An 18,750-nucleotide genomic window follows, 5' to 3' on the forward strand; every position below is an offset into this window, starting at 1 on the left:
AGATAGCTTTTCAGGTCATATGTTTAATGATACCTCCAAGATTTATCTGCTTTTCTAATTCAATGCGCGATGAAGTTACTTTTAAAAAACATTAACCAAAGCTTTAGGTTGCTCGTTTGCGGGAGCGAATATTTATTATTAATCGTTTTACTTCTTCCGGCCAGCACAGCCCTGGGGCAGCAGATCGAATATTCCGGTCAGATAAATTCGGGATTATCCTGGTTTGGTGGTAGATCAGCAGCAAACAGTTCTAAAATTGTTTTAAACGATATAAATGTTCCCAATTATACTAATCATCCGTATGGTAAAAAACCAGGTATTTCGTACGGGGCTTTAGTGCAAGCACAAATAATTACAAACCATAAAATAGTATTTGGGGTGCAGACTGGTTACGAAGTTTTAAAGAGCAAAATAGATATTGATGGCTTCTTCAGTTCGAACTACAGATTATCTACCTTTACTGGCGGAGAAACTGTTTTAAGGAATAATTTTATTAATTTTCAACCCTTTTTCGGGTACAGAGTTAAGCAAAATAATTGGACGTTGGATATAACGGCAGGGCCTGAGTTTGGTTTATTTTTGAAAAGTCACGAAAAAGGATTTGCTACTGAAGCTGGTGGTTATAAGTATACCACCGACTTAAAGCGAACCCATCCGGTAATGGATTGGCGAGCCTGCCTAAATGCTACCGCTTATTACCGGAAAATAGGCGTGAGTTTAGGGTACGCGCACGGCTTAAGTAATTACCAGGCCAACCTGGAAGGGGCAGATTATGAAACTTACTCCCGCATAACCCGCTTCGGAATAATATATCGCTTTAACTAATTTAATAATTTAAACTTGTAACCTGCAACCTCTAAGCCAGCCGCGATTGCGTTAAAATCCAGCGGTTGGGTATTTCGCCTTTAGCGGCGAGTAAATAATCTTCGTAAGAACACGGTATTATTTGAGGTTGTTTTTCGGAGCGCAGCGGCTCTACTTCCATCCACCATTTATCGCTTACCTTGCTTTTATAAAACACCATTTTATTGGGGTTATCATGAAAACCAATGGCGTATTTTAAAAACTTGTTGCTGGTAAAATCAGTTTCGTTTTTACGATGATAAAATCCCTCCACAAAATACCAGATCATAACGGCAATGGCAGAGGCTGTTACCTGACGCACATCTAAGGCTGGATTGTATTCATAAATACCAAAAGAGGTAAGCGAATCGTTTAATCCGGCATACCAGCATAATTGGCAAGCTTCCTCGCCGGTTAGGCCAAAGGGATTGGCGGGTTCGTAGCCCGGTGCATCGTTGTGTTTTAACGCCCGGATATCAAAACTAATAAGATCGGCGTGCCGGAGAACGGGTTCCACTTCCTGAATATTGGTGTGTACCTGACCAAGACGAATTGTTTCGAAATGCAGCTTTTCTAAAACTACGGCTACTTCCTGTTCTACAAAGTACGATTGGTAGGCAACCTGGCTCAGGCTGAATAAATAATTAGGTTCGTGCAGCAGAATACGTTGCAGGTGTTGCCGGTGCGCGGGTACCTCCACTTCTTCGCTCATATCAATGTGGGAGTCAACAATAACCAGATTGATGGCTTTGTCCAGGTTTTCGTACGCTAGGAATTGGCCGTAATCTAAGTCGTGGCTGCCGCCAATTAGCACCGGCAACGTGTTATGACTAATCAGGTTTTCTACAATTTCTTTAATGCGCAGGTAAGTGTCTTCCAGCGTAATGCCGGAAAGTAAATTGCCTAAATCAACAATTTTATAACGTCCTGTTCCTTTCTTTAAGGCGTATAATTTACGCCTAACTTCGTCGGCTGGGCAAATTTCTGGCTGCGTATCTACCCCAGTTCCTCGTACTTCATTTATTCCTAACAAAGCAATATCAGCTTGCCGCCAATCCGGAAATTTATGAATAAAAGAATCAAGGCTGGCTCCAAAAGTTTTGGGGCTACTTTGCGACAGATTAAATTCTTCGGTAATAGGTTCAAAGAAAATAGATAGATTCATGCGGAAATAGTAATGTATATCAAAAATACTAAAATTGTGCAGACTGCTTCAGGTAAAAGCATTTTGGGGTTAGTATTTTTTAAATTTTTAATTCGGATTCAGTCAGAAGTACGTATCTTTCGGAGATGCTTTTTTTACAAAAAAGACGTTATACCAATGTATTGTTACGTATTTATTTAGTAAAAAGTACAAGAACTCTCGATGAGCGCCATACCCCAAATAACCCGTGCATTTGATATTTTAGCGTATCAGTTGCAAAAATATCCTCAAACCGATTGCTTAGCGGCTAAAATAAACGGCGCTTGGCAAACCCAGAGTACGCAGCAAGTAAAAGATGCCGTAGATAAGTTTAGTTTGGGTTTATTGGCCAACGGAATTAAAAAGAATGATAAAATAGCCTTGGTATCTTTTAACCGGCCGGAGTGGATTATTGCTGACTTAGGTATTCAGCAAATGGGGGCAGTTAGCGTACCCATGTACCCCACCATTACCGAAGAAGATTACCGGTATATATTTAAAGAAGCCGAAGTAAAGCTTATTCTGGTTTCCGACGAAAAATTATATAACCGGGTAAGTGCGGCTACTGCCCAAATAGAAGGTATTCAGGGAATTTATTCTTTTGACCACCTCACTGGAGTGAAACATTGGTCAGAAATTTCAGACCAATATAAGGCTGTAAGCGCAGCAGAATTAGAAGCCAGCAAAGCCGCTATTACTTCCAAAGATTTATTTACCATTATTTATACCTCGGGTACAACCGGCAATCCCAAAGGGGTAATGCTGACGCATCATAACATTGTCAGTAATTATACATCCTGCCAGCCTTATGTGCCGGTTAATAACCAGCACCGGGCCTTAAGTTTTTTACCGCTTTGTCACATTTACGAACGCATGCTCTCGGTATTGTACATCGCCGAAGGAGTAAGTATTTATTACGCCGAAAGTATAGAAAAAGTAGCCGATAATTTGCGCGAAGTAAAACCCCACGTATTTGCCACCGTGCCGCGCTTATTAGAAAAAGTGTACGATAAAATTGTGGCGAAAGGAAGAGAGTTAACTGGGGTGAAAAAATCTTTATTTTTTTGGGCTTTAGAATTAGGTTTAAAGTACGATGTGCGGGGTACAAGTGCCTGGTATAATGCTCAATTAGCAATAGCCAATAAAATTATTTTTAATAAGTGGCGCGAAGCGTTAGGCGGCAATGTAATTGCCATTGTATCGGGTGGTGCCGCTTTGCAACCGCGCCTGGCCCGGGTATTTGGGGCGGCCAACATTCGGGTAATGGAAGGGTATGGACTTACCGAAACTTCTCCTGTAATTGCGGTTAACCGGCATAACCCCGAAGATCACATGATCGGTACCGTAGGTCCGCCGGTGGACGACATAGAAGTAAAAATTGCGGAATCGGACGGTGAAATCTTAACTCGCAGTGCCAGCGTAATGAAAGGCTACTACAAGCACCCGGAACAAACCGCCGAAGTAATTGATGCGGATGGTTGGTTTCATACTGGTGATATTGGCGAATTAGTAGAAGGAAAATACCTGCGAATTACCGACCGGAAAAAAGAAATGTTTAAAACCTCGGGCGGTAAATACATTGCTCCTCAACTAATTGAAAATAAACTAAAAGAATCGGTTTTAATTGAGCAGGTAATGGTAATTGGCGACGGGCGTAAATTTGCTTCGGCGTTAATTGTCCCTTCTTTTCCTGATTTACGCGAATGGTGCCGCCTGCATAATATTCCGTACACTACCGATGCAGAAATGATTAAACACCCCGAAGTACTGGCCAAATACGATAAGGAAGTTAAGAAGTATAACGAGCATTTTGCGCAATGGGAACAAATTAAACGCCACGAACTGCTGTCAAAATTGTGGAGTATTGAAAGCGGAGAATTGACCGCCAAATTAAGTCTCAAACGCAAAGTTATTCTGCAGAATAATCAAGAACTCATCGAAAAAATTTATTAATTACTGCTCTCACTTAAATTTTACAAATCTGGTACAAACCAAGTTAACAGAAGCAAAAGCCAGGTAGCTTTGTACTTTTGGGTGGCTTTTGCTTTGTTGCTAGCAATGCCAACTTCCGCTTCGGTAGTTGTAGTAATTTTTTCGTTTTAGTGGTACGTATTTAGTTTATGGTTACCAATTTACTTTTCTGCGTACTGGCCGTAGATTCATTCTACTTCTTTCAGGATAAGAGGTAGACACTCGCTTTTCTGTTCTACTTTTCTATTATTTCTTCGGATAAAATCTGGTTTAATCAGTTAAAATTTAAGTAGACAGAAAATTTATTTTAAAATGTGTTATGCTTGCATACTATTTTTTTAGTTTCTTTCGTATATTTGATAACACCTCGCTTACCCATGAAGCCCGAAGAAACCGTCGATTATAATGTAAAAGTATGTTGGCACGCCATTGCCAGAATGTATAACCTGCAAGCCGCTAAATTTGATATTACCACTTCTATTGGTTTTGTTCTCTTAAATATTCATCCGCAGGAAGGTACGCCAGCCACGAAGATTGCGCCTAAAATGGGCCTTGAAGCCCGTAGTTTAACCCGAATTTTAAAAAGTATGGAAGAGGATGGGTTAATATACAAAGTAGGCGATGCTATTGACAAACGTTCCGTGCGGATATTCCTAACAGAGAAGGGATTAGACAAGAAAGAATTGGCCCGGCAAACCGTTAGGACTTTTAATCAGAAGGTACGCGAACAAATACCTGAAAATGAACTGGCAATATTTTTTAAGGTAATTAACCAAATTAACGGTTTAGTGGAAAGCAAAGAAGTTTATAAGTAACACGCGGAAGCATTCTTACTTGAATTATAAGTACTTTGACGAAATGAGTTTATACCAATTTTTTGCTTGTTAAAAATTTACTGGTCGAGCAACCAACAACTAATAACGAACAAAACTTAGTGTCTAACATTCTGATACTTGTATCTATAAAATGAAAAGAATAATAAAAAAAGTTGCGGTTTTAGGTTCGGGCGTTATGGGTTCGCGCATTGCCTGCCATTTTGCCAATATTGGCGTGCCGGTACTGCTGCTTGATATGGCGCCTAAAGAACTGGCCCCGGAAGAAGCCCAACGTGGTTTAACCCTGGACCATCCCGCGGTAAAAAACCGGATTGTGAACAGCGCCTTACAAACGGCCATTGGCTCTAATCCGGCCCCGCTTTACCGTAAAACCGACGCGAAATATATTACTACGGGTAACTTCCAAGATAACCTAAAAGATATTGCTACCTGCGACTGGGTATTAGAAGTGGTGGTAGAAAATTTAAAAATTAAGCAACAACTTTTCGAGAAAGTAGAACAATTCCGTAAACCAGGTACCCTCATTACTTCTAACACATCGGGTATTCCCATTCACCTGATGGCAACCGGCCGCTCCGATGATTTCCGGAAACACTTTTGTGGAACGCACTTTTTTAATCCGCCGCGGTATTTAAAACTGCTCGAAATCATTCCGAGCCCCGAAACCGATAAAACGGTAGTAGATTTTTTGCTGCACTACGGCGATTTATACCTGGGCAAAACCACTGTGCTGGCGAAAGATACGCCGGCTTTTATTGCCAACCGCATCGGTATTTTCGGGATAATGGATGCTTTTTACCAGATGCAAAAGCTGGGCTTAAACATCGACGAAGTGGACCGCATTACGGGCCCCGTAATTGGTCGCCCTAAATCGGCCACTTTCCGCACCCTGGATGTAGTAGGTTTAGATACATTAGCGAAAGTAGCCCAGGGCTTGTACCAAACCGGCGAGAAAGACGAGGCCCGCCACTTATTTCAATTACCCACTTACGTGCAGCAAATGCTGGAGCAAAACTGGCTGGGCGATAAATCGGGCCAAGGCTTTTACAAGAAAACTAAAAATGCGCAAGGTGAAACCGAAATCCTGACTTTAGATTTAAACTCGCTGGAGTACGCGCCCAAGCAAAAAGTAAAGTTTGCCAGTATGGAGTCGCTCAAAACCATGGATAACCTGAAGCCGCGCTTAAAAGCTTTTTATACTGGTTCCGATAAAGCCTCCGAGTTTTTTAAAGCCACGGCGCACGGTTTGTTCCAATACATTTCTAACCGCATTCCCGAAATATCCGACGAATTATACCGGATTGACGATGCTATGCAGGCTGGTTTTGGCTGGGAAATTGGGCCGTTTGAAATGTGGGATGCCCTGGGCATAGCCGAAACAATAAAAGTCATGGAAGCAGAAGAACGCAAACCAGCCGCTTGGGTGTACGATTTGCTGGCGGCCGGACATGCTTCGTTCTATAAAACGGATCGGGGCACGCGCCTGTATTATGATATTCCAACCCAATCTTACCGAAATATACCAGGCACTGAAAGCTTTATTATTCTGGACAATTTCCGGGAAAGCAACGTCGTCTGGAAAAATAACGGGGCTACTTTGTTTGACATTGGCGATGGCATCCTGAATTTAGAATTCCAAACCAAAATGAATACTATCGGTTCCGAAATTATTCAGGGGCTGAACAAAGCCATAGAAATCGGCGAGAAAAATTTCCGGGGATTAGTAGTCGGGAACGATGCGCCTAACTTCTCGGCGGGCGCTAATCTGGCCTTGGTTTACATGTACGCCCTTGACCAAGATTACGATGAAATGAACCTTATGATCCGGCAGTTCCAGAATACCATGATGCGCATGCGTTACAGCGCCATTCCGGTAGTAGCCGCGCCGCATGGTTTGGCATTGGGTGGCGGTTGCGAGTTAAGTCTGCACGCCGATAAAATTCAGGCCGCCGCCGAAACCTATATCGGGCTCGTGGAGTTTGGCGTGGGTTTAATTCCGGGGGGCGGTGGTACCAAAGAAATGACTTTACGCACCGCTGATTCTTTTGAAGAAGGCGACCCGGAGTTTAACAGCTTACGCAATACCTTCACCACCATCGCCATGGCGAAAGTATCTACTTCGGCGGAAGAAGCCTTTGATTTAGGATTTATGCGCCGCGGTGATGCCATTACCATTAACAATAACCGCTTACTCGCCGAAGCTAAGTTAGCCACAATAGAACTCGCCGAAGCCGGCTATACGCAACCCCTGCCGCGCAAAGACATTAAAGTACTGGGCCGCGGTGCCTTAGCCATGTTTATGGCCGGTGTTTACGCCATGTACGAAGGAAGCTACATCTCGGAGCACGATCAAAAAATTGCCCGCAAATTAGCTTACGTCATGTCGGGGGGTGATTTATCGGCTCCCACGTTGGTATCGGAGCAATACTTACTCGACCTGGAGCGCGAAGCATTTTTATCGCTCACCGGCGAACGCAAAACCCTGGAACGCATCAAAAGCATATTAACCTCGGGTAAACCGTTAAGAAATTAGTGAAGAGTGAAGAGTTATAAGTTGAGAGTTATGAGTTTAAAGTTATATATGAAGAGTTAAGATATGCTTACAAGCTTGTTTTCCTGGATTATTTTAAAGAACTATTTTGTAAGCGTGATAAGCTGTTATTCTGTTCAACTTTAAATATTTCATTAGTAAGAAAAAATGAAATTAATAAAGAGTAATAATTATGTAGTTGATTGTCATAACTCTAAAAGCCGAACAACTAATTACGACCAGCTACTTAGTGTACATAACAACTAGTAAGTGTTTTTAAAATAATAGTTAAAATAGTGATAATAAAACCAGCCGCCACTCTTCTAGTCATCCTGAAAGGAACTAGCCGGGATTGGTAATAAACCTTTACTTACTAAAGAGCAAACTGCTTTTTACAGAAATGTGGAACCAGAACTATTTCACTTACATCGCTACTAACCCGCGCAAAACGGTTCTTTACGTGGGAGTTACTAACGACTTAGAAAGACGATTAAACGAGCGTTTTGAGAATAGAGGAAAACCAGAAACTTTTGCTGGCAAATATTACTGTTATAACCTTCTTTATTATGAGCGGCATTTAAAGATGATTCATGCCATTGAACGGGAAAAGGAAATAAAGTTAATGAGCCGGGAAGATAAAGAGAAGCTGATTAAATCGGAGAATCCACATTTATTATTTTTAAAAATCAGAGATTAAGAGAGCAGTTAAACATACCTGTTTCATTGTTAGCTCTTTTGGTTGGCCGGTTAGATCCTTTCAGGATGACAGGAGAAGGAAGCTAAATGAAGATTAAATAAACGGGTTTGATATTTAGTTATAAAAAGTAAAAAGGTTTAAGATCATTCGAAAATCTAACGTCCAATACCTAACATCTAAAAATATGCAAAATGCCTATATCGTAGCCGGTTACCGTTCGGCTATTACCAAAGCAAACCGGGGCGGTTTTCGGTTTACCCGCCCCGACGACCTGGCTGCCGATGTTATTAAATATTTGCTGGCTTCGGTTCCCCAACTAGACCCCGAGCGGGTGGATGACTTGATTGTGGGCAATGCGGTGCCCGAAGCAGAACAAGGCTTACAAATGGGCCGGATGATTGCCTTACTCGCTTTACCCACCAGTGTATCCGGGATGACGGTAAACCGTTATTGTGGCTCCGGGATTGAAACCATTGCCATTGCCTGTAGTAAAATTGCCGCTGGTATTTCCGATTGTATTATTGCCGGTGGTACCGAATCCATGTCACTGGTGCCCACGGTAGGTTTTAAAACAGCGCCTAATTATAATTTGGCGGTAAAGCACCCGGAATATTTTTTAAGCATGGGCTTAACCGCCGAAGCAGTCGCGAAAGATTATAACATCACCCGCGAAGACCAGGACGAATTCTCTTATAATTCGCATCAGAAGGCCATTAAAGCCATTGAAGCCGGTTTGTTGCAGGAGCAGATTGTGCCCATTACCATTGAAGAAACCTACGTAGACGATAATGGCAAAAAGAAAACCCGTTCCTACGTGGTAGATGCCGACGAAGGTCCGCGGGCCGATACTTCCCTGGATAAGTTAGCTAAGCTGAAGCCCGTATTCGCCCAAAACGGAACGGTAACCGCCGGCAACGCTTCGCAAACGTCGGATGGAGCTGCCTTTGTCATTGTCATGAGCGAGCGAATGGTAAAAGAACTCAATCTCGAACCAATTGCCCGCATGGTGACGTACGCTACCGGCGGTGTAGATCCGCGCATTATGGGCATGGGGCCTATCGCGGCCGTGCCGAAAGCCATCAAGCAAGCTGGCCTGCACCTGAATGATATCGACCTTTTTGAAATAAACGAAGCTTTCGCGGCGCAAACCTTAGCGGTAATTCGCCATTTAGATATTCCGGAGGAAAAATTAAACGTGAGTGGCGGCGCTATTGCTACTGGTCACCCTTTAGGTTGTTCCGGTGCCAAACTCAGCATCCAGCAATGGCACGAACTCCGTCGCCGAAAGCAGAAATACGGTTTAGTAACCGCTTGTGTAGGTGGCGGCCAAGGCGTAGCAGGAATTTATGAATTACTTAGTTAGATGCTAGAATCTAGACGCTAGACATTAGACTTATGCATAATGATAAGGAGTTAAAGATCTGGCAAGAAGGAATTATTTTAGCAAAGCTAATTTATCAGGCTACGGCTAATTTTCCTTCTAATGAAAAATATGGACTTACATCACAAATAAACAGATCAGCAGTTTCTATTCCGTCTAACATAGCTGAAGGGGCTGGTAGAAGTTATGATAAGGAGTTTATTCAGTTTTTAGGCATTGCACTTGATTCAGCCTTTGAGCTTGAAACACAAATTATCCTCGCTAATTCTTTTGGTTTTATAAAAGAAGAAAATTTTTCAGAATTGTCTGAATAATTAGTAAAAGTACAGAAGATGATTAATGGTTTTCGATTATCAATTATAAATAAAAAATCTAATGTCTAGATACTAGTGTCTAGCGTCTAAGCTTATGGAAACAATAAACAAAACCCTGAAAGGCGGGGAGTTCTTGATTAAAGAAACTGCGGCTGCCGATATATTTATTCCCGAAGAATTTAACGAAGAGCAGCGCATGATGGCCGACACAGCCAAGGGATTTGTGCAGACGCAGGTAGAACCTTTGCTGGACCGACTGGATAACCACGAAGAAGGCTTGATGGAAGGTTTGATGAAACAGGCCGGCGAGTTAGGTTTATTTGCGTTAAGCTTGCCCGAAGAATACGGTGGCTTTGATAAAGATTTTAATACGGCTTTGCTGGTAACGGAATCGGTAGGCGGCGGGCATTCGTTTCCGGTGGCGTTCGCGGCGCATACCGGTATTGGCATATTACCTATTTTGTATTTTGGTACCGAAGAACAAAAACAAAAATACTTACCCAAATTAGCCAGCGGCGAGTGGACCGCCGCTTATTGCCTCACCGAACCAGGTTCAGGCTCCGATGCACTGGCAGCTAAAACCAAAGCAATACTGGATGCCACCGGCGAAAATTATATTTTAAACGGCCAGAAAATGTGGATTACCAATGCTGGTTTCGCGCAGGTTTTTATTGTTTTTGCGCAGGTGGATGGCAATAAATTTACCGGTTTCATCGTGGAGAAAAATTTTCCGGGTTTGAGCTTAGGCAACGAAGAGCATAAAATGGGCATTAAAGGCTCTTCTACCCGCCAGGTATTTCTAACGGATTGTATCGTGCCGAAAGAAAACGTACTCGGTGAAATTGGGAAAGGGCATTTAATTGCTTTTAATATTTTAAATCTGGGACGGATTAAACTGGCAGCCGCTACGTTGGGAGCTTCTAAAAAGGTATTGAATCTGGCCGTGAAATACGCGAACGAACGGTCGCAGTTTAAAATTCCGATTGCTAAATTTGGGGCTATCCGCCACAAGTTAGGCCAAATGGCGACTCGGATTTATGCCAGCGAATCGGCCTTGTACCGCACTGGTAATGATATTTACCTGAAAGAGCAGGAACTGTTAGCCACCGGTAAACCCTTTGCCGAAGCTTTATTAGGTGCGGCCAAAGAGTTTGCCGTAGAAGCAGCCATGCTAAAAGTAGACGGTTCCGAAACCCTGGATTACGTGGTAGACGAAGGCGTACAAATTTACGGGGGCTATGGCTACTCCGCCGATTATCCCATGGACCGCGCGTACCGCGATGCCCGCATTAACCGCATTTTTGAAGGCACCAACGAAATCAACCGCATGCTTACGGTAGATATGCTCCTGAAAAAAGCTTTAAAAGGAGAGTTAGATTTAATGAGTCCGGCCAAAGCTATTCAGGATGAATTAATGAGCATTCCGGATTTTGGCGAAGAGGAAGAAGGCTTGTTTGTTGCGGAAAAGAAAATGATTCGCAACATGAAAAAGGCTATTTTACTCGTTGCGGGCACCGCCGTGCAAAAATTTATGATGACCCTGGAAAAAGAACAGGAAGTACTCATGAACATTGCCGACATGGCTATAAAAACCTATACCGCTGAATCGACCTTGCTGCGCGTAGAAAAGTTAATTACTCTGCAAGGGGAGGAAGCGGCCGCTCGGCAAAAAGATATGACCATGGTTTACCTGTACGATGCGTTGGATGCTATTTACTTAGCCGGAAAAGAAGCTATTGCCTCTATGGTCGAAGGCGATGAATACAAATTATTATTTATCGGAATAAAGCGTTTCACAAAAGCAGAACCATTTAACACCAAAGAAGCCCGCCGGCGAATAGCAGCCGATATGATTCAGCAGAACCAATTTATTTACTAGTACTAGACGTACGAAGTTATTGCTATTAAAGCCAATTCTTTAATTAGGAGTTGGCTTTTTTAGTGATTAAAGTTATAGTAATATGAAGTAATTGTTAATAAAAAGCGGTTGATTTTAGTAATAAAAAAGGTTGTCTCATCATGTTGCTCTTTAATTAAATATAAATTACTCTATATTTAATTAGTCAGTAATTAGGTAAGATTTTTGTCAAAAGTAGGATATTGCATAATTTTATAGATAATATAGTAAGCCTAACTTCAAAATTACCTGGATAATAAAAAGAATGTTATAGGATTATTCGAATTTGACTAGAATTTTAAAAAATATGCTTATTACCTTTAAGGCAGAAAATATGTAATAGTACTACTCACTAATTTTTAAAGTAGTTTTATACTTTTAAGCTTATTAGCCAAGTTATATTATACAAGGAGTTAGTAAATATGAGTTAATTACGATTTATTTTTTTAAGGAAAAACTATTCACTAATTAAAAGATAACTAACCAACATATAAAAGGTAAATTTTAAATGTTGGTGAAATTATACTTATAAACAGTTTGAATGCTTATATGAAATCTATACTTAAAGTGTTGTTGTTAGGAAGTTTAATGATAGTAAGTCGGTTAAATAAACATAACTGGCAGTTAACCCCTCAACCAGTTGAAGTAATTATTCCGGCAACTTACCCAATGAGCGGGAATGAATTAACTAAAACGGTAAATACCCCCATTCAGCAGCTTTATATTAGTCAACGATAATTTCTTTTAACTTATTCTACTCCAATTTACCGTGTTGGCCTGCAACGATTGAATATGCTGTCGTATATTCTCATGTTCCCGCAAGACTAACTCCGGATCAATGGCTAATATATCCTGGGCTGCTGCCCTGGATTCCTGTAATATTTTAGCATCTTTCGCCAAATCAGCAATTAATAAATCTAATACGCCACTTTGCTGAGTGCCCATTAAATCTCCGGGACCACGTAGTTTTAAATCTATATCGGCAATTTCAAAACCATTGTTGGTGCGCACCATAGTTTCTAAACGTACTTTACTGTCTTTACTTAGTTTATAGCTGGTCATCAGAATGCAATAACTTTGCTCGGCTCCTCGGCCTACACGTCCGCGTAATTGATGCAATTGCGATAAACCAAACCGTTCGGCACTTTCAATAATCATGACCGAGGCATTGGGTACATTTACACCCACTTCAATAACCGTAGTGGCTACCATAATCTGGGTTTCATTTTTTACGAAGCGTTGCATTTCAAAGTCCTTATCCTGCGGCTTCATTTTACCGTGTACCATACTAATCCGGTATTCCGGGAAAGCCCGTTTTACGCTTTCGTATCCATCCATCAAATCTTTATAATCCATGGTTTCGGATTCTTCGATGAGCGGATAAACAATATATACCTGACGGCCTAATTTTATTTGTTCGCGCAGGAAGCCAAATACCCGTAGCCGGTGCGCATCGTAGCGGTGCACCGTAATAATTTCTTTCCGGCCGGCCGGTAATTCATCAATCACGGATACATCTAAATCGCCGTACAAGGTCATGGCCAAGGTACGCGGAATGGGGGTAGCAGTCATAACCAATACGTGGGGTATCATGCGTGGATTTTTCTGCCAGAGTTTGGAGCGCTGTGCTACCCCGAACCGGTGTTGTTCATCAATGATGCAAAGTCCCAGGTTCTGAAACTGTACCACGTCTTCGAGTAAAGCATGCGTACCTACTATCATTTGCATTTCGCCGGATTGCAGTTGTTCGTGCAAAATTCTGCGATCGCTTTGTTTAGTAGAGCCCGTAAGTTTGCCCATGAGAATCCCTAATTTATCGGCGTATTGCTTTAAACCTACGTAATGCTGGTCGGCTAAAATTTCGGTAGGCGCCATTAAACAGGCCTGTGCCCCGTTATCGTGCGCGATAAGCATTGCGATAAAGGCCACAATGGTTTTTCCGCTACCTACATCGCCCTGCAGGAGCCGGTTCATTTGTTTTCCGGCGCCTAAATCTTTGTATATTTCCTTAATTACCCTTTTCTGGGCATTAGTTAAATCAAAAGCTAAATGATTATTATAAAACTCGGTAAGCGTAGGTACTTGTTTAAATACCTGACCTTTTAACTCGGCTTTACGAACTGTTTTTTGCCGCAGCAATTTAAGTTGTACATAAAATAACTCTTCAAACTTAAGACGGAAGCGGGCCGCCGTAAGCTTTTCGGTGGATACCGGAAAATGGATATTCTGTAAAGCATCTAATTTCGAAATCATCCGGTATCGGTCCAGCAGATGAAAAGGTAAGGTTTCTTTTACTTGCGGCTGGGCTAGCTTTAACAATTCGGCCATCATTCGGTTAATAGCCTTGCTATCGATGCGATGATTTTTAAGTTTTTCGGTGGTATTATAAACTGGCTGCAGAAAACTTTGGTCGGCTTTTATTTCGGTTACAGCTTCTATTTCTGGGTGGGCCATATTCAGGCGGCTGTTAAAAAGTGTAGGCTTACCAAAAATGATGTACTCCAAGCCTTTTTGCAGGTGAGTATGCATCCATTTTACGCCTTTAAACCAAACTAATTCCAGTTTACCGGTCTCATCTTGTATTATCACCGACAAGCGTTGTTTACGACCTTCGCCTAATAATTCTTTCGACTTTATAAAGCCTTTTACCTGTACAAAGGGTAAGCCTTCCTCGAGATCTGCAATTTGGTAGAACTGGGTGCGATCGAGATAGCGAAATGGGTAATGCTGAATAAGGTCGCCGTAAGTAAAAATATTAAGTTCTGTTTGTAACAAAGCCGCTCTTTGCGGTCCAATTCCCTTCAGAAACTCAATTTTTGTACGGAAAAAGTTAGACACTTTTGAGAGTTAAGAGTTATGAGTTAAAAGTTATGAGTTGGGTAAAAATCTAATTAAGGAAAAGGTTGAATGTCCTTCTGTTTCACCTATTATTCCATTCGCAAATATAACTTATAACTCATAACTTTAAACTCACTTCCTCCACTCCAAAGTATTAAGCATATGGACGATATCTTTTTTGATGTATTCGATTACGGGAGCTAGGGAATCGTTGGCGGTAGCGGTACGGAAATACAAGGCGCCCCGGAAAAAACGCTCAGTAGAATCAGTTACGTAAAACTGAAACTGACTGGGTACTTCGCCGCTTAATTCAAATAAATTGGCCGTTTTACCTTTAGGCGTTTTTATAACTGCTTCCGTAATGCCTTCGGCCTTTATCTGGTGCTTAGAGGTAAGACGACGGGCGTCTTCTATGAGGGCATTAAAGGTTTTTTGGTTGTGATTTATAGTGCGGTACGTAAGCTGCACGTTGGCATTAAACCGGGGGTAATACACGTTTAACCAATGCGGCTCCGCCAGGCGCGACGAATCAGGACGAATTTTACTGTACACCGAATACTCGAAAAAATAGGGATGTTTTTCGGTGAGCGGTTGGTACTTTGGAACCGGTAAATCAATGCGGTTATAGCCTTTGGGTTTAGGAGTAAACTCTTCGGAACACGAATAAAACAAGAATGAGCCCAGACATAGCAGTAGAATAGGCTGCTTAAGCCACCGATGAAATATTTTCTTTGCTCTCTCCCACATATACTTTTACTAGTTTTACATGCTTATTATCAGCCGATTCTATTACAAACTTAAATTTATCAAATTCAGTATCTTCGCCAGCCAGCGGAATTTTGGAAAACAACTCAATCATTAAACCTCCAATGGATTCGTTTTTGCCCCTTACTGGTTCAAAAACATCAGTAGAACTACCAATAATCCGGCAGAAATCGGCGAGAGAAGTTTTCCCTTCAAAGATATAAGTGTTTTCGTCGATCTGCGAATAAACAATTTCGTCTTCTTCGTCGAATTCATCTTTTATATCCCCGACAACTTCTTCAATTACATCTTCAAAAGTAAGCAAACCTGACGTGCCACCGTATTCATCTACTACAATAGCCATATGAACGTGCCGCTCCTGAAAATCTTTCAGCAAATCATCTACTTTTTTAATTTCCGGTACAAAGTAAGGGGGCCGGATTAAGGTTTGCCAGACAAAATCAGGTTCTGCGTCTAAATGAGGAAGTAAATCTTTTACGTACAAAATGCCTTCTATCTGATCAATGCTGCCATTATAAACCGGTATCCGGGAATATTCATACTGGTTGATTAAGGATAGAATTTCGTCGAGCTTCTGCGTAATGTCAAAAGCAACAATATCCATCCGGGAACGCATAATTTGTTTTACCGTGAGGGAGCCAAAGTTAATAATGCCTTTTAATAATTCTTTTTCTTCGTGCGTAGTTTCGGAGGTGCTGGCCTCTTCAATAGCTTGTTGCAGCTCTTCTATAATTTGCGTCGTGGGCCGATTACGGTACCGGTTCTCTATAGTCTGCGTGAAATATAAAAGCATAGAAATAAGCGGATAGAGTAATTTTTCGGCGGTATTTATTGCTCCAACCATTCGCTGGGCCGTGGTTAATTTTTTCTGGTTGGCGTATGCTTTAGGTAACACTTCTCCAAAAAAAACAATTGCTAAAGTAAATAGCATTACAAAACCTAATAACATGCCCGTGGAAATAGCAGGCAAAACGGTTACTTCCCAAAAAAGATGCAAACTGATAATAACAATACTTAAATTAATACTAGTATTGAGCACCAACAAGGTGGTAAGCAGCCGACGCGGGTTTTCCAGTAGAACAGGTATAAGCTGCAAGGAACGTTTCGGACTTTGCCGGCAAAGTAGCAGGTCGCTTTCGGATAAGGAGAAAAAGGCAACCTCAGCTCCTGAAACCAGAGCTGAGGCCGTTAACAATAAAATAATACTAATAAAAGTAAGGTACGGCAAAAGGCCCGAAAAATCGGAAAGGTATAAAAGTAAGGAGAGTGTAGTAAAACTCTTACTCTCAGGGTCGCCGCCCGAATCAATATTTTCCAAAATAAAACTATTTAGTGGAACATCGGGTTAGAAGGGCAAGTCATCGGGTTCGCCCTCGAAAGCCGGCGCTTCGGAACGCCCACCTGCATTAGAACTAGCCGTTTCCGGATTGCCATTATTGGCTCCGGCATCGGTGCGGCCACCTAACATAGTTAGGTTATCGGCTACAATTTCGGTAGTATAACGCTGAATCCCTTCTTTATCCTGGTAACTGTTGGTTCTGATTTTTCCTTCAATGTAAACAGATTGGCCTTTTTTTAAGTATTTCTCGGCTACCTCGGCCAAGTTGCGCCAAACCACAATGTTGTGCCATTCGGTACGTTCTTGTTTCTGGCCGTTTTTATCTTTAAAGCTTTCGGAAGTAGCAATCGGGAAACGAGCTACTGCTAAGCCACCTTCCAGATGCCGTACTTCCGGGTCTTTGCCCAAATTACCTACTAAAATTACTTTGTTTACACTTGCCATAGTAAATTCGGTTACGTTTATAAAAATAAAGTTAAGATTAAAAATAATTAAAATCCGGTATCCTGCAAATATTGACTGATAAGTACCGCTTTGGGTAATTGTTCAATTTCCTCCCGAGAATAAGCGGCTAAACCCGTTGCTTGCAGGTTTTCTTCCTTTAAACGGAAATTTAATTCAATAAGATAAAATTTGGCCACTATTTTCTGATGGCTTAAAGTACGTTTGTACGTTTTGGTAGGTTCCATAATAAATTCATAAGTAATAGACGGATCTAAATTAGCTAATTCTTGCTGGATAGTTTCCCGGGATACCGAGACTTCTCCTTCTGGTAATAGATAAAAATCGTAGAGTCCTTGCCAAATATCGTTCTGGGTGCGTTTTTTAAGATAATACATTTGCTGGTGCCGGAATACTAAGTAATGAAAATAACGCAGGCGACTAACTTTATTTTTAACTTTATGCGGTAAAGCCTCCACCAGACCATGTTGGAAAGCATAGCAAGCGTGCTGGAGAGGACAAAATAAACAATCAGGCATGAATGGCGTGCATTGAATAGCTCCAAATTCCATAATGGCTTGATTAAACGTGTCCGGATGATCGACCGGAATGAGGGAATCGGCGAGTATTTGAAAGGCCTTCTTTCCTGCCAGACTGGCAATATTTTCGGCCAGACCAAAAACCCGGGCCAAAACCCGGAAAACGTTACCATCCACTACGGCTACTTTTTCTTTAAAAGCAAAGGAGGCAATAGCCGCCGCCGTGTACGGGCCAATTCCTTTTAATTGTAATAATCCATTATAAGTAGTAGGAAATATTCCGTTGCATTCTTTCGTTATGTAGATGGCCGTTTGGTGCATGTTACGGGCCCGGGAATAATACCCCAGACCTTGCCAATGGCGGAGTACTTCATCGGAGGGAGCAGCTGCCAGATCCTGAACAGTAGGGTAAGCAGAGATAAAATCCAAGTAGTAAGGTAAGCCTTGTTTTACCCGGGTTTGTTGTAAAATTACTTCGGATAACCAAATCGCGTACGGATCTTTGGTTTCGCGCCAAGGCAAAGAACGTTGGTGCCGGTAATACCAATTTAGTAAAGTAGCGGCAAATTGAACAGGAGTAGAAAGTACCATTCTGGTATTATTTGACTTAAAAATAGTATGCAGAGTAACAATTTATAGGCATAAAATGATTTTTTGAGTAAATAGTTTTTACTTATCGAAAAGTGGGAGTACCTTTGTGCCCCGATTTAAAGCTAAGTAATAGACGGAGTTAACTTTAAAACAGATTAATTTTATTTAATTATTTTTTTAACTAACAAACTAATTTTACCACAGTGACTAAAGCAGAAGTAATATCAGAGATTGCAGAGAAGACAGGTATTGAGAAAACGGATGTAGCAGCTACCGTTGAAGCATTCTTCAAGGTAGTTAAAGATTCTATGTCAAATGGCAACAATATCTATGTGAGAGGATTCGGTAGCTTTGTCAATAAAAAGAGAGCAAAGAAAGTAGCCCGGAACATTTCTAAAAATACGGCTATTATTATTGATGAGCACTTTATTCCTTCCTTTAAACCTTCTAAAACATTTATTCAGAAAATAAAGAACAGCAAAAAGCTGAACGTAGCCACTATTTCTCAATAAATGGTAATATACATCCTATCTTATTTGTATCATAATAATTCGTAATAGCTTCTGAAAACGATCCGGCTTCAAA

Annotated in this window: 16 protein-coding genes; 10 read left to right on the top strand and 6 right to left on the bottom strand. The window is 41.4% G+C overall.

Annotated features, from left to right (window positions below; all coding sequences use genetic code 11):
- Nucleotides 1–69: 69 nt before the first annotated feature.
- A complete protein-coding gene (locus tag AHMF7605_RS22225) occupies nucleotides 70–825 on the top strand; it encodes an outer membrane beta-barrel protein (protein ID WP_106932191.1) in 756 nt (251 codons plus the stop codon).
- Nucleotides 826–856: 31 nt separating this feature from the next.
- Here the strand turns inward: AHMF7605_RS22225 and AHMF7605_RS22230 are convergent, their stop codons facing one another.
- A complete protein-coding gene (locus AHMF7605_RS22230) occupies nucleotides 857–2,008 on the bottom strand; it encodes a formimidoylglutamase (RefSeq protein WP_106932192.1) in 1,152 nt (383 codons plus the stop codon).
- 201 nt (nucleotides 2,009–2,209) lie between these two features.
- Here AHMF7605_RS22230 and AHMF7605_RS22235 point away from each other — a divergent pair, with 201 nt between their 5' ends.
- From AHMF7605_RS22235 to AHMF7605_RS29525, 8 genes are all read left to right on the top strand, one after another.
- Complete coding sequence (locus AHMF7605_RS22235) at nucleotides 2,210–3,979, top strand: AMP-dependent synthetase/ligase (protein ID WP_106932193.1); 1,770 nt, start codon at nucleotides 2,210–2,212, stop codon at nucleotides 3,977–3,979.
- Nucleotides 3,980–4,374: 395 nt separating this feature from the next.
- Nucleotides 4,375–4,812 carry a MarR family winged helix-turn-helix transcriptional regulator gene (locus tag AHMF7605_RS22240; protein WP_106933574.1) on the top strand — a complete coding sequence of 146 codons (438 nt, stop codon included), beginning with the start codon at nucleotides 4,375–4,377 and terminating at the stop codon, nucleotides 4,810–4,812.
- A 151-nt stretch (nucleotides 4,813–4,963) separates the two neighbouring features.
- Entirely contained in the window at nucleotides 4,964–7,366 is a 2,403-nt protein-coding gene (locus AHMF7605_RS22245; protein WP_106932194.1) for a 3-hydroxyacyl-CoA dehydrogenase/enoyl-CoA hydratase family protein, read from the top strand.
- Between the two features lie 397 nt (nucleotides 7,367–7,763).
- Nucleotides 7,764–8,060 carry a GIY-YIG nuclease family protein gene (locus AHMF7605_RS22250; RefSeq protein WP_106932195.1) on the top strand — a complete coding sequence of 99 codons (297 nt, stop codon included), beginning with the start codon at nucleotides 7,764–7,766 and terminating at the stop codon, nucleotides 8,058–8,060.
- A 184-nt stretch (nucleotides 8,061–8,244) separates the two neighbouring features.
- The gene (locus AHMF7605_RS22255; protein ID WP_106932196.1) at nucleotides 8,245–9,423 is read left to right on the top strand and encodes a thiolase family protein; all 1,179 of its coding nucleotides are present in this window, start codon (nucleotides 8,245–8,247) and stop codon (nucleotides 9,421–9,423) included.
- A 32-nt stretch (nucleotides 9,424–9,455) separates the two neighbouring features.
- The gene (locus tag AHMF7605_RS22260; RefSeq protein ID WP_199200293.1) at nucleotides 9,456–9,755 is read left to right on the top strand and encodes a four helix bundle protein; all 300 of its coding nucleotides are present in this window, start codon (nucleotides 9,456–9,458) and stop codon (nucleotides 9,753–9,755) included.
- Nucleotides 9,756–9,849: 94 nt separating this feature from the next.
- On the top strand, nucleotides 9,850–11,634 hold the full coding sequence (locus AHMF7605_RS22265; protein WP_106932197.1) for an acyl-CoA dehydrogenase family protein: 1,785 nt from the start codon (nucleotides 9,850–9,852) through the stop codon (nucleotides 11,632–11,634).
- A 567-nt stretch (nucleotides 11,635–12,201) separates the two neighbouring features.
- Nucleotides 12,202–12,390, top strand: a complete 189-nt coding sequence (locus AHMF7605_RS29525; RefSeq protein WP_146153650.1) for a hypothetical protein — start codon at nucleotides 12,202–12,204, stop codon at nucleotides 12,388–12,390.
- A gap of 6 nt (nucleotides 12,391–12,396) precedes the next feature.
- On the opposite strand, the gene recG is transcribed toward AHMF7605_RS29525, so the two are convergent.
- The 5 genes from recG to mutY all read right to left on the bottom strand — a co-directional run bounded on the left by recG (nucleotide 12,397) and on the right by mutY (nucleotide 18,165).
- The gene (gene recG, locus AHMF7605_RS22270) at nucleotides 12,397–14,490 is read right to left on the bottom strand and encodes an ATP-dependent DNA helicase RecG (protein WP_106932198.1); all 2,094 of its coding nucleotides are present in this window, start codon (nucleotides 14,488–14,490) and stop codon (nucleotides 12,397–12,399) included.
- A 132-nt stretch (nucleotides 14,491–14,622) separates the two neighbouring features.
- Nucleotides 14,623–15,237, bottom strand: coding sequence for a gliding motility lipoprotein GldD (gene gldD, locus AHMF7605_RS22275; protein WP_106932199.1), 615 nt, complete (start codon nucleotides 15,235–15,237; stop codon nucleotides 14,623–14,625).
- The gene (gldE, locus tag AHMF7605_RS22280; protein ID WP_233219221.1) at nucleotides 15,197–16,573 is read right to left on the bottom strand and encodes a gliding motility-associated protein GldE; all 1,377 of its coding nucleotides are present in this window, start codon (nucleotides 16,571–16,573) and stop codon (nucleotides 15,197–15,199) included. The genes gldD and gldE overlap by 41 nt, the downstream gene beginning before the upstream one ends.
- Nucleotides 16,574–16,600: 27 nt before the next feature.
- Nucleotides 16,601–17,038 carry a single-stranded DNA-binding protein gene (locus tag AHMF7605_RS22285; protein ID WP_106932200.1) on the bottom strand — a complete coding sequence of 146 codons (438 nt, stop codon included), beginning with the start codon at nucleotides 17,036–17,038 and terminating at the stop codon, nucleotides 16,601–16,603.
- A gap of 47 nt (nucleotides 17,039–17,085) precedes the next feature.
- Nucleotides 17,086–18,165: an A/G-specific adenine glycosylase gene (mutY, locus tag AHMF7605_RS22290; protein ID WP_106932201.1), complete on the bottom strand. Its 1,080-nt coding sequence runs from the start codon at nucleotides 18,163–18,165 to the stop codon at nucleotides 17,086–17,088.
- Between the two features lie 203 nt (nucleotides 18,166–18,368).
- Between mutY and AHMF7605_RS22295 the strand changes: the two genes are divergently transcribed.
- Nucleotides 18,369–18,677 (top strand): HU family DNA-binding protein, encoded by a 309-nt coding sequence (locus AHMF7605_RS22295; protein ID WP_106932202.1) that lies wholly within the window; start codon nucleotides 18,369–18,371, stop codon nucleotides 18,675–18,677.
- The last annotated feature ends 73 nt before the right edge of the window (nucleotides 18,678–18,750 follow it).

The sequence above is a fragment of the Adhaeribacter arboris genome, assembly GCF_003023845.1.
GTDB classification, from domain to species: Bacteria; Bacteroidota; Bacteroidia; order Cytophagales; family Hymenobacteraceae; genus Adhaeribacter; species Adhaeribacter arboris.

Excerpts from the sequence above, each read along its gene's own strand:
- AHMF7605_RS22225 (WP_106932191.1), top strand. The coding sequence starts at position 70 with ATGAAGTTACTTTTAAAAAACATTAACCAAAGCTTTAGGTTGCTCGTT.
- AHMF7605_RS22230 (WP_106932192.1), bottom strand. The coding sequence starts at position 2,008 with ATGAATCTATCTATTTTCTTTGAACCTATTACCGAAGAATTTAATCTG.
- AHMF7605_RS22235 (WP_106932193.1), top strand. The coding sequence starts at position 2,210 with ATGAGCGCCATACCCCAAATAACCCGTGCATTTGATATTTTAGCGTAT.
- AHMF7605_RS22240 (WP_106933574.1), top strand. The coding sequence starts at position 4,375 with ATGAAGCCCGAAGAAACCGTCGATTATAATGTAAAAGTATGTTGGCAC.
- AHMF7605_RS22245 (WP_106932194.1), top strand. The coding sequence starts at position 4,964 with ATGAAAAGAATAATAAAAAAAGTTGCGGTTTTAGGTTCGGGCGTTATG.
- AHMF7605_RS22250 (WP_106932195.1), top strand. The coding sequence starts at position 7,764 with ATGTGGAACCAGAACTATTTCACTTACATCGCTACTAACCCGCGCAAA.
- AHMF7605_RS22255 (WP_106932196.1), top strand. The coding sequence starts at position 8,245 with ATGCAAAATGCCTATATCGTAGCCGGTTACCGTTCGGCTATTACCAAA.
- AHMF7605_RS22260 (WP_199200293.1), top strand. The coding sequence starts at position 9,456 with ATGCATAATGATAAGGAGTTAAAGATCTGGCAAGAAGGAATTATTTTA.
- AHMF7605_RS22265 (WP_106932197.1), top strand. The coding sequence starts at position 9,850 with ATGGAAACAATAAACAAAACCCTGAAAGGCGGGGAGTTCTTGATTAAA.
- AHMF7605_RS29525 (WP_146153650.1), top strand. The coding sequence starts at position 12,202 with ATGAAATCTATACTTAAAGTGTTGTTGTTAGGAAGTTTAATGATAGTA.
- gldD (WP_106932199.1), bottom strand. The coding sequence starts at position 15,237 with ATGTGGGAGAGAGCAAAGAAAATATTTCATCGGTGGCTTAAGCAGCCT.
- AHMF7605_RS22285 (WP_106932200.1), bottom strand. The coding sequence starts at position 17,038 with ATGGCAAGTGTAAACAAAGTAATTTTAGTAGGTAATTTGGGCAAAGAC.
- mutY (WP_106932201.1), bottom strand. The coding sequence starts at position 18,165 with ATGGTACTTTCTACTCCTGTTCAATTTGCCGCTACTTTACTAAATTGG.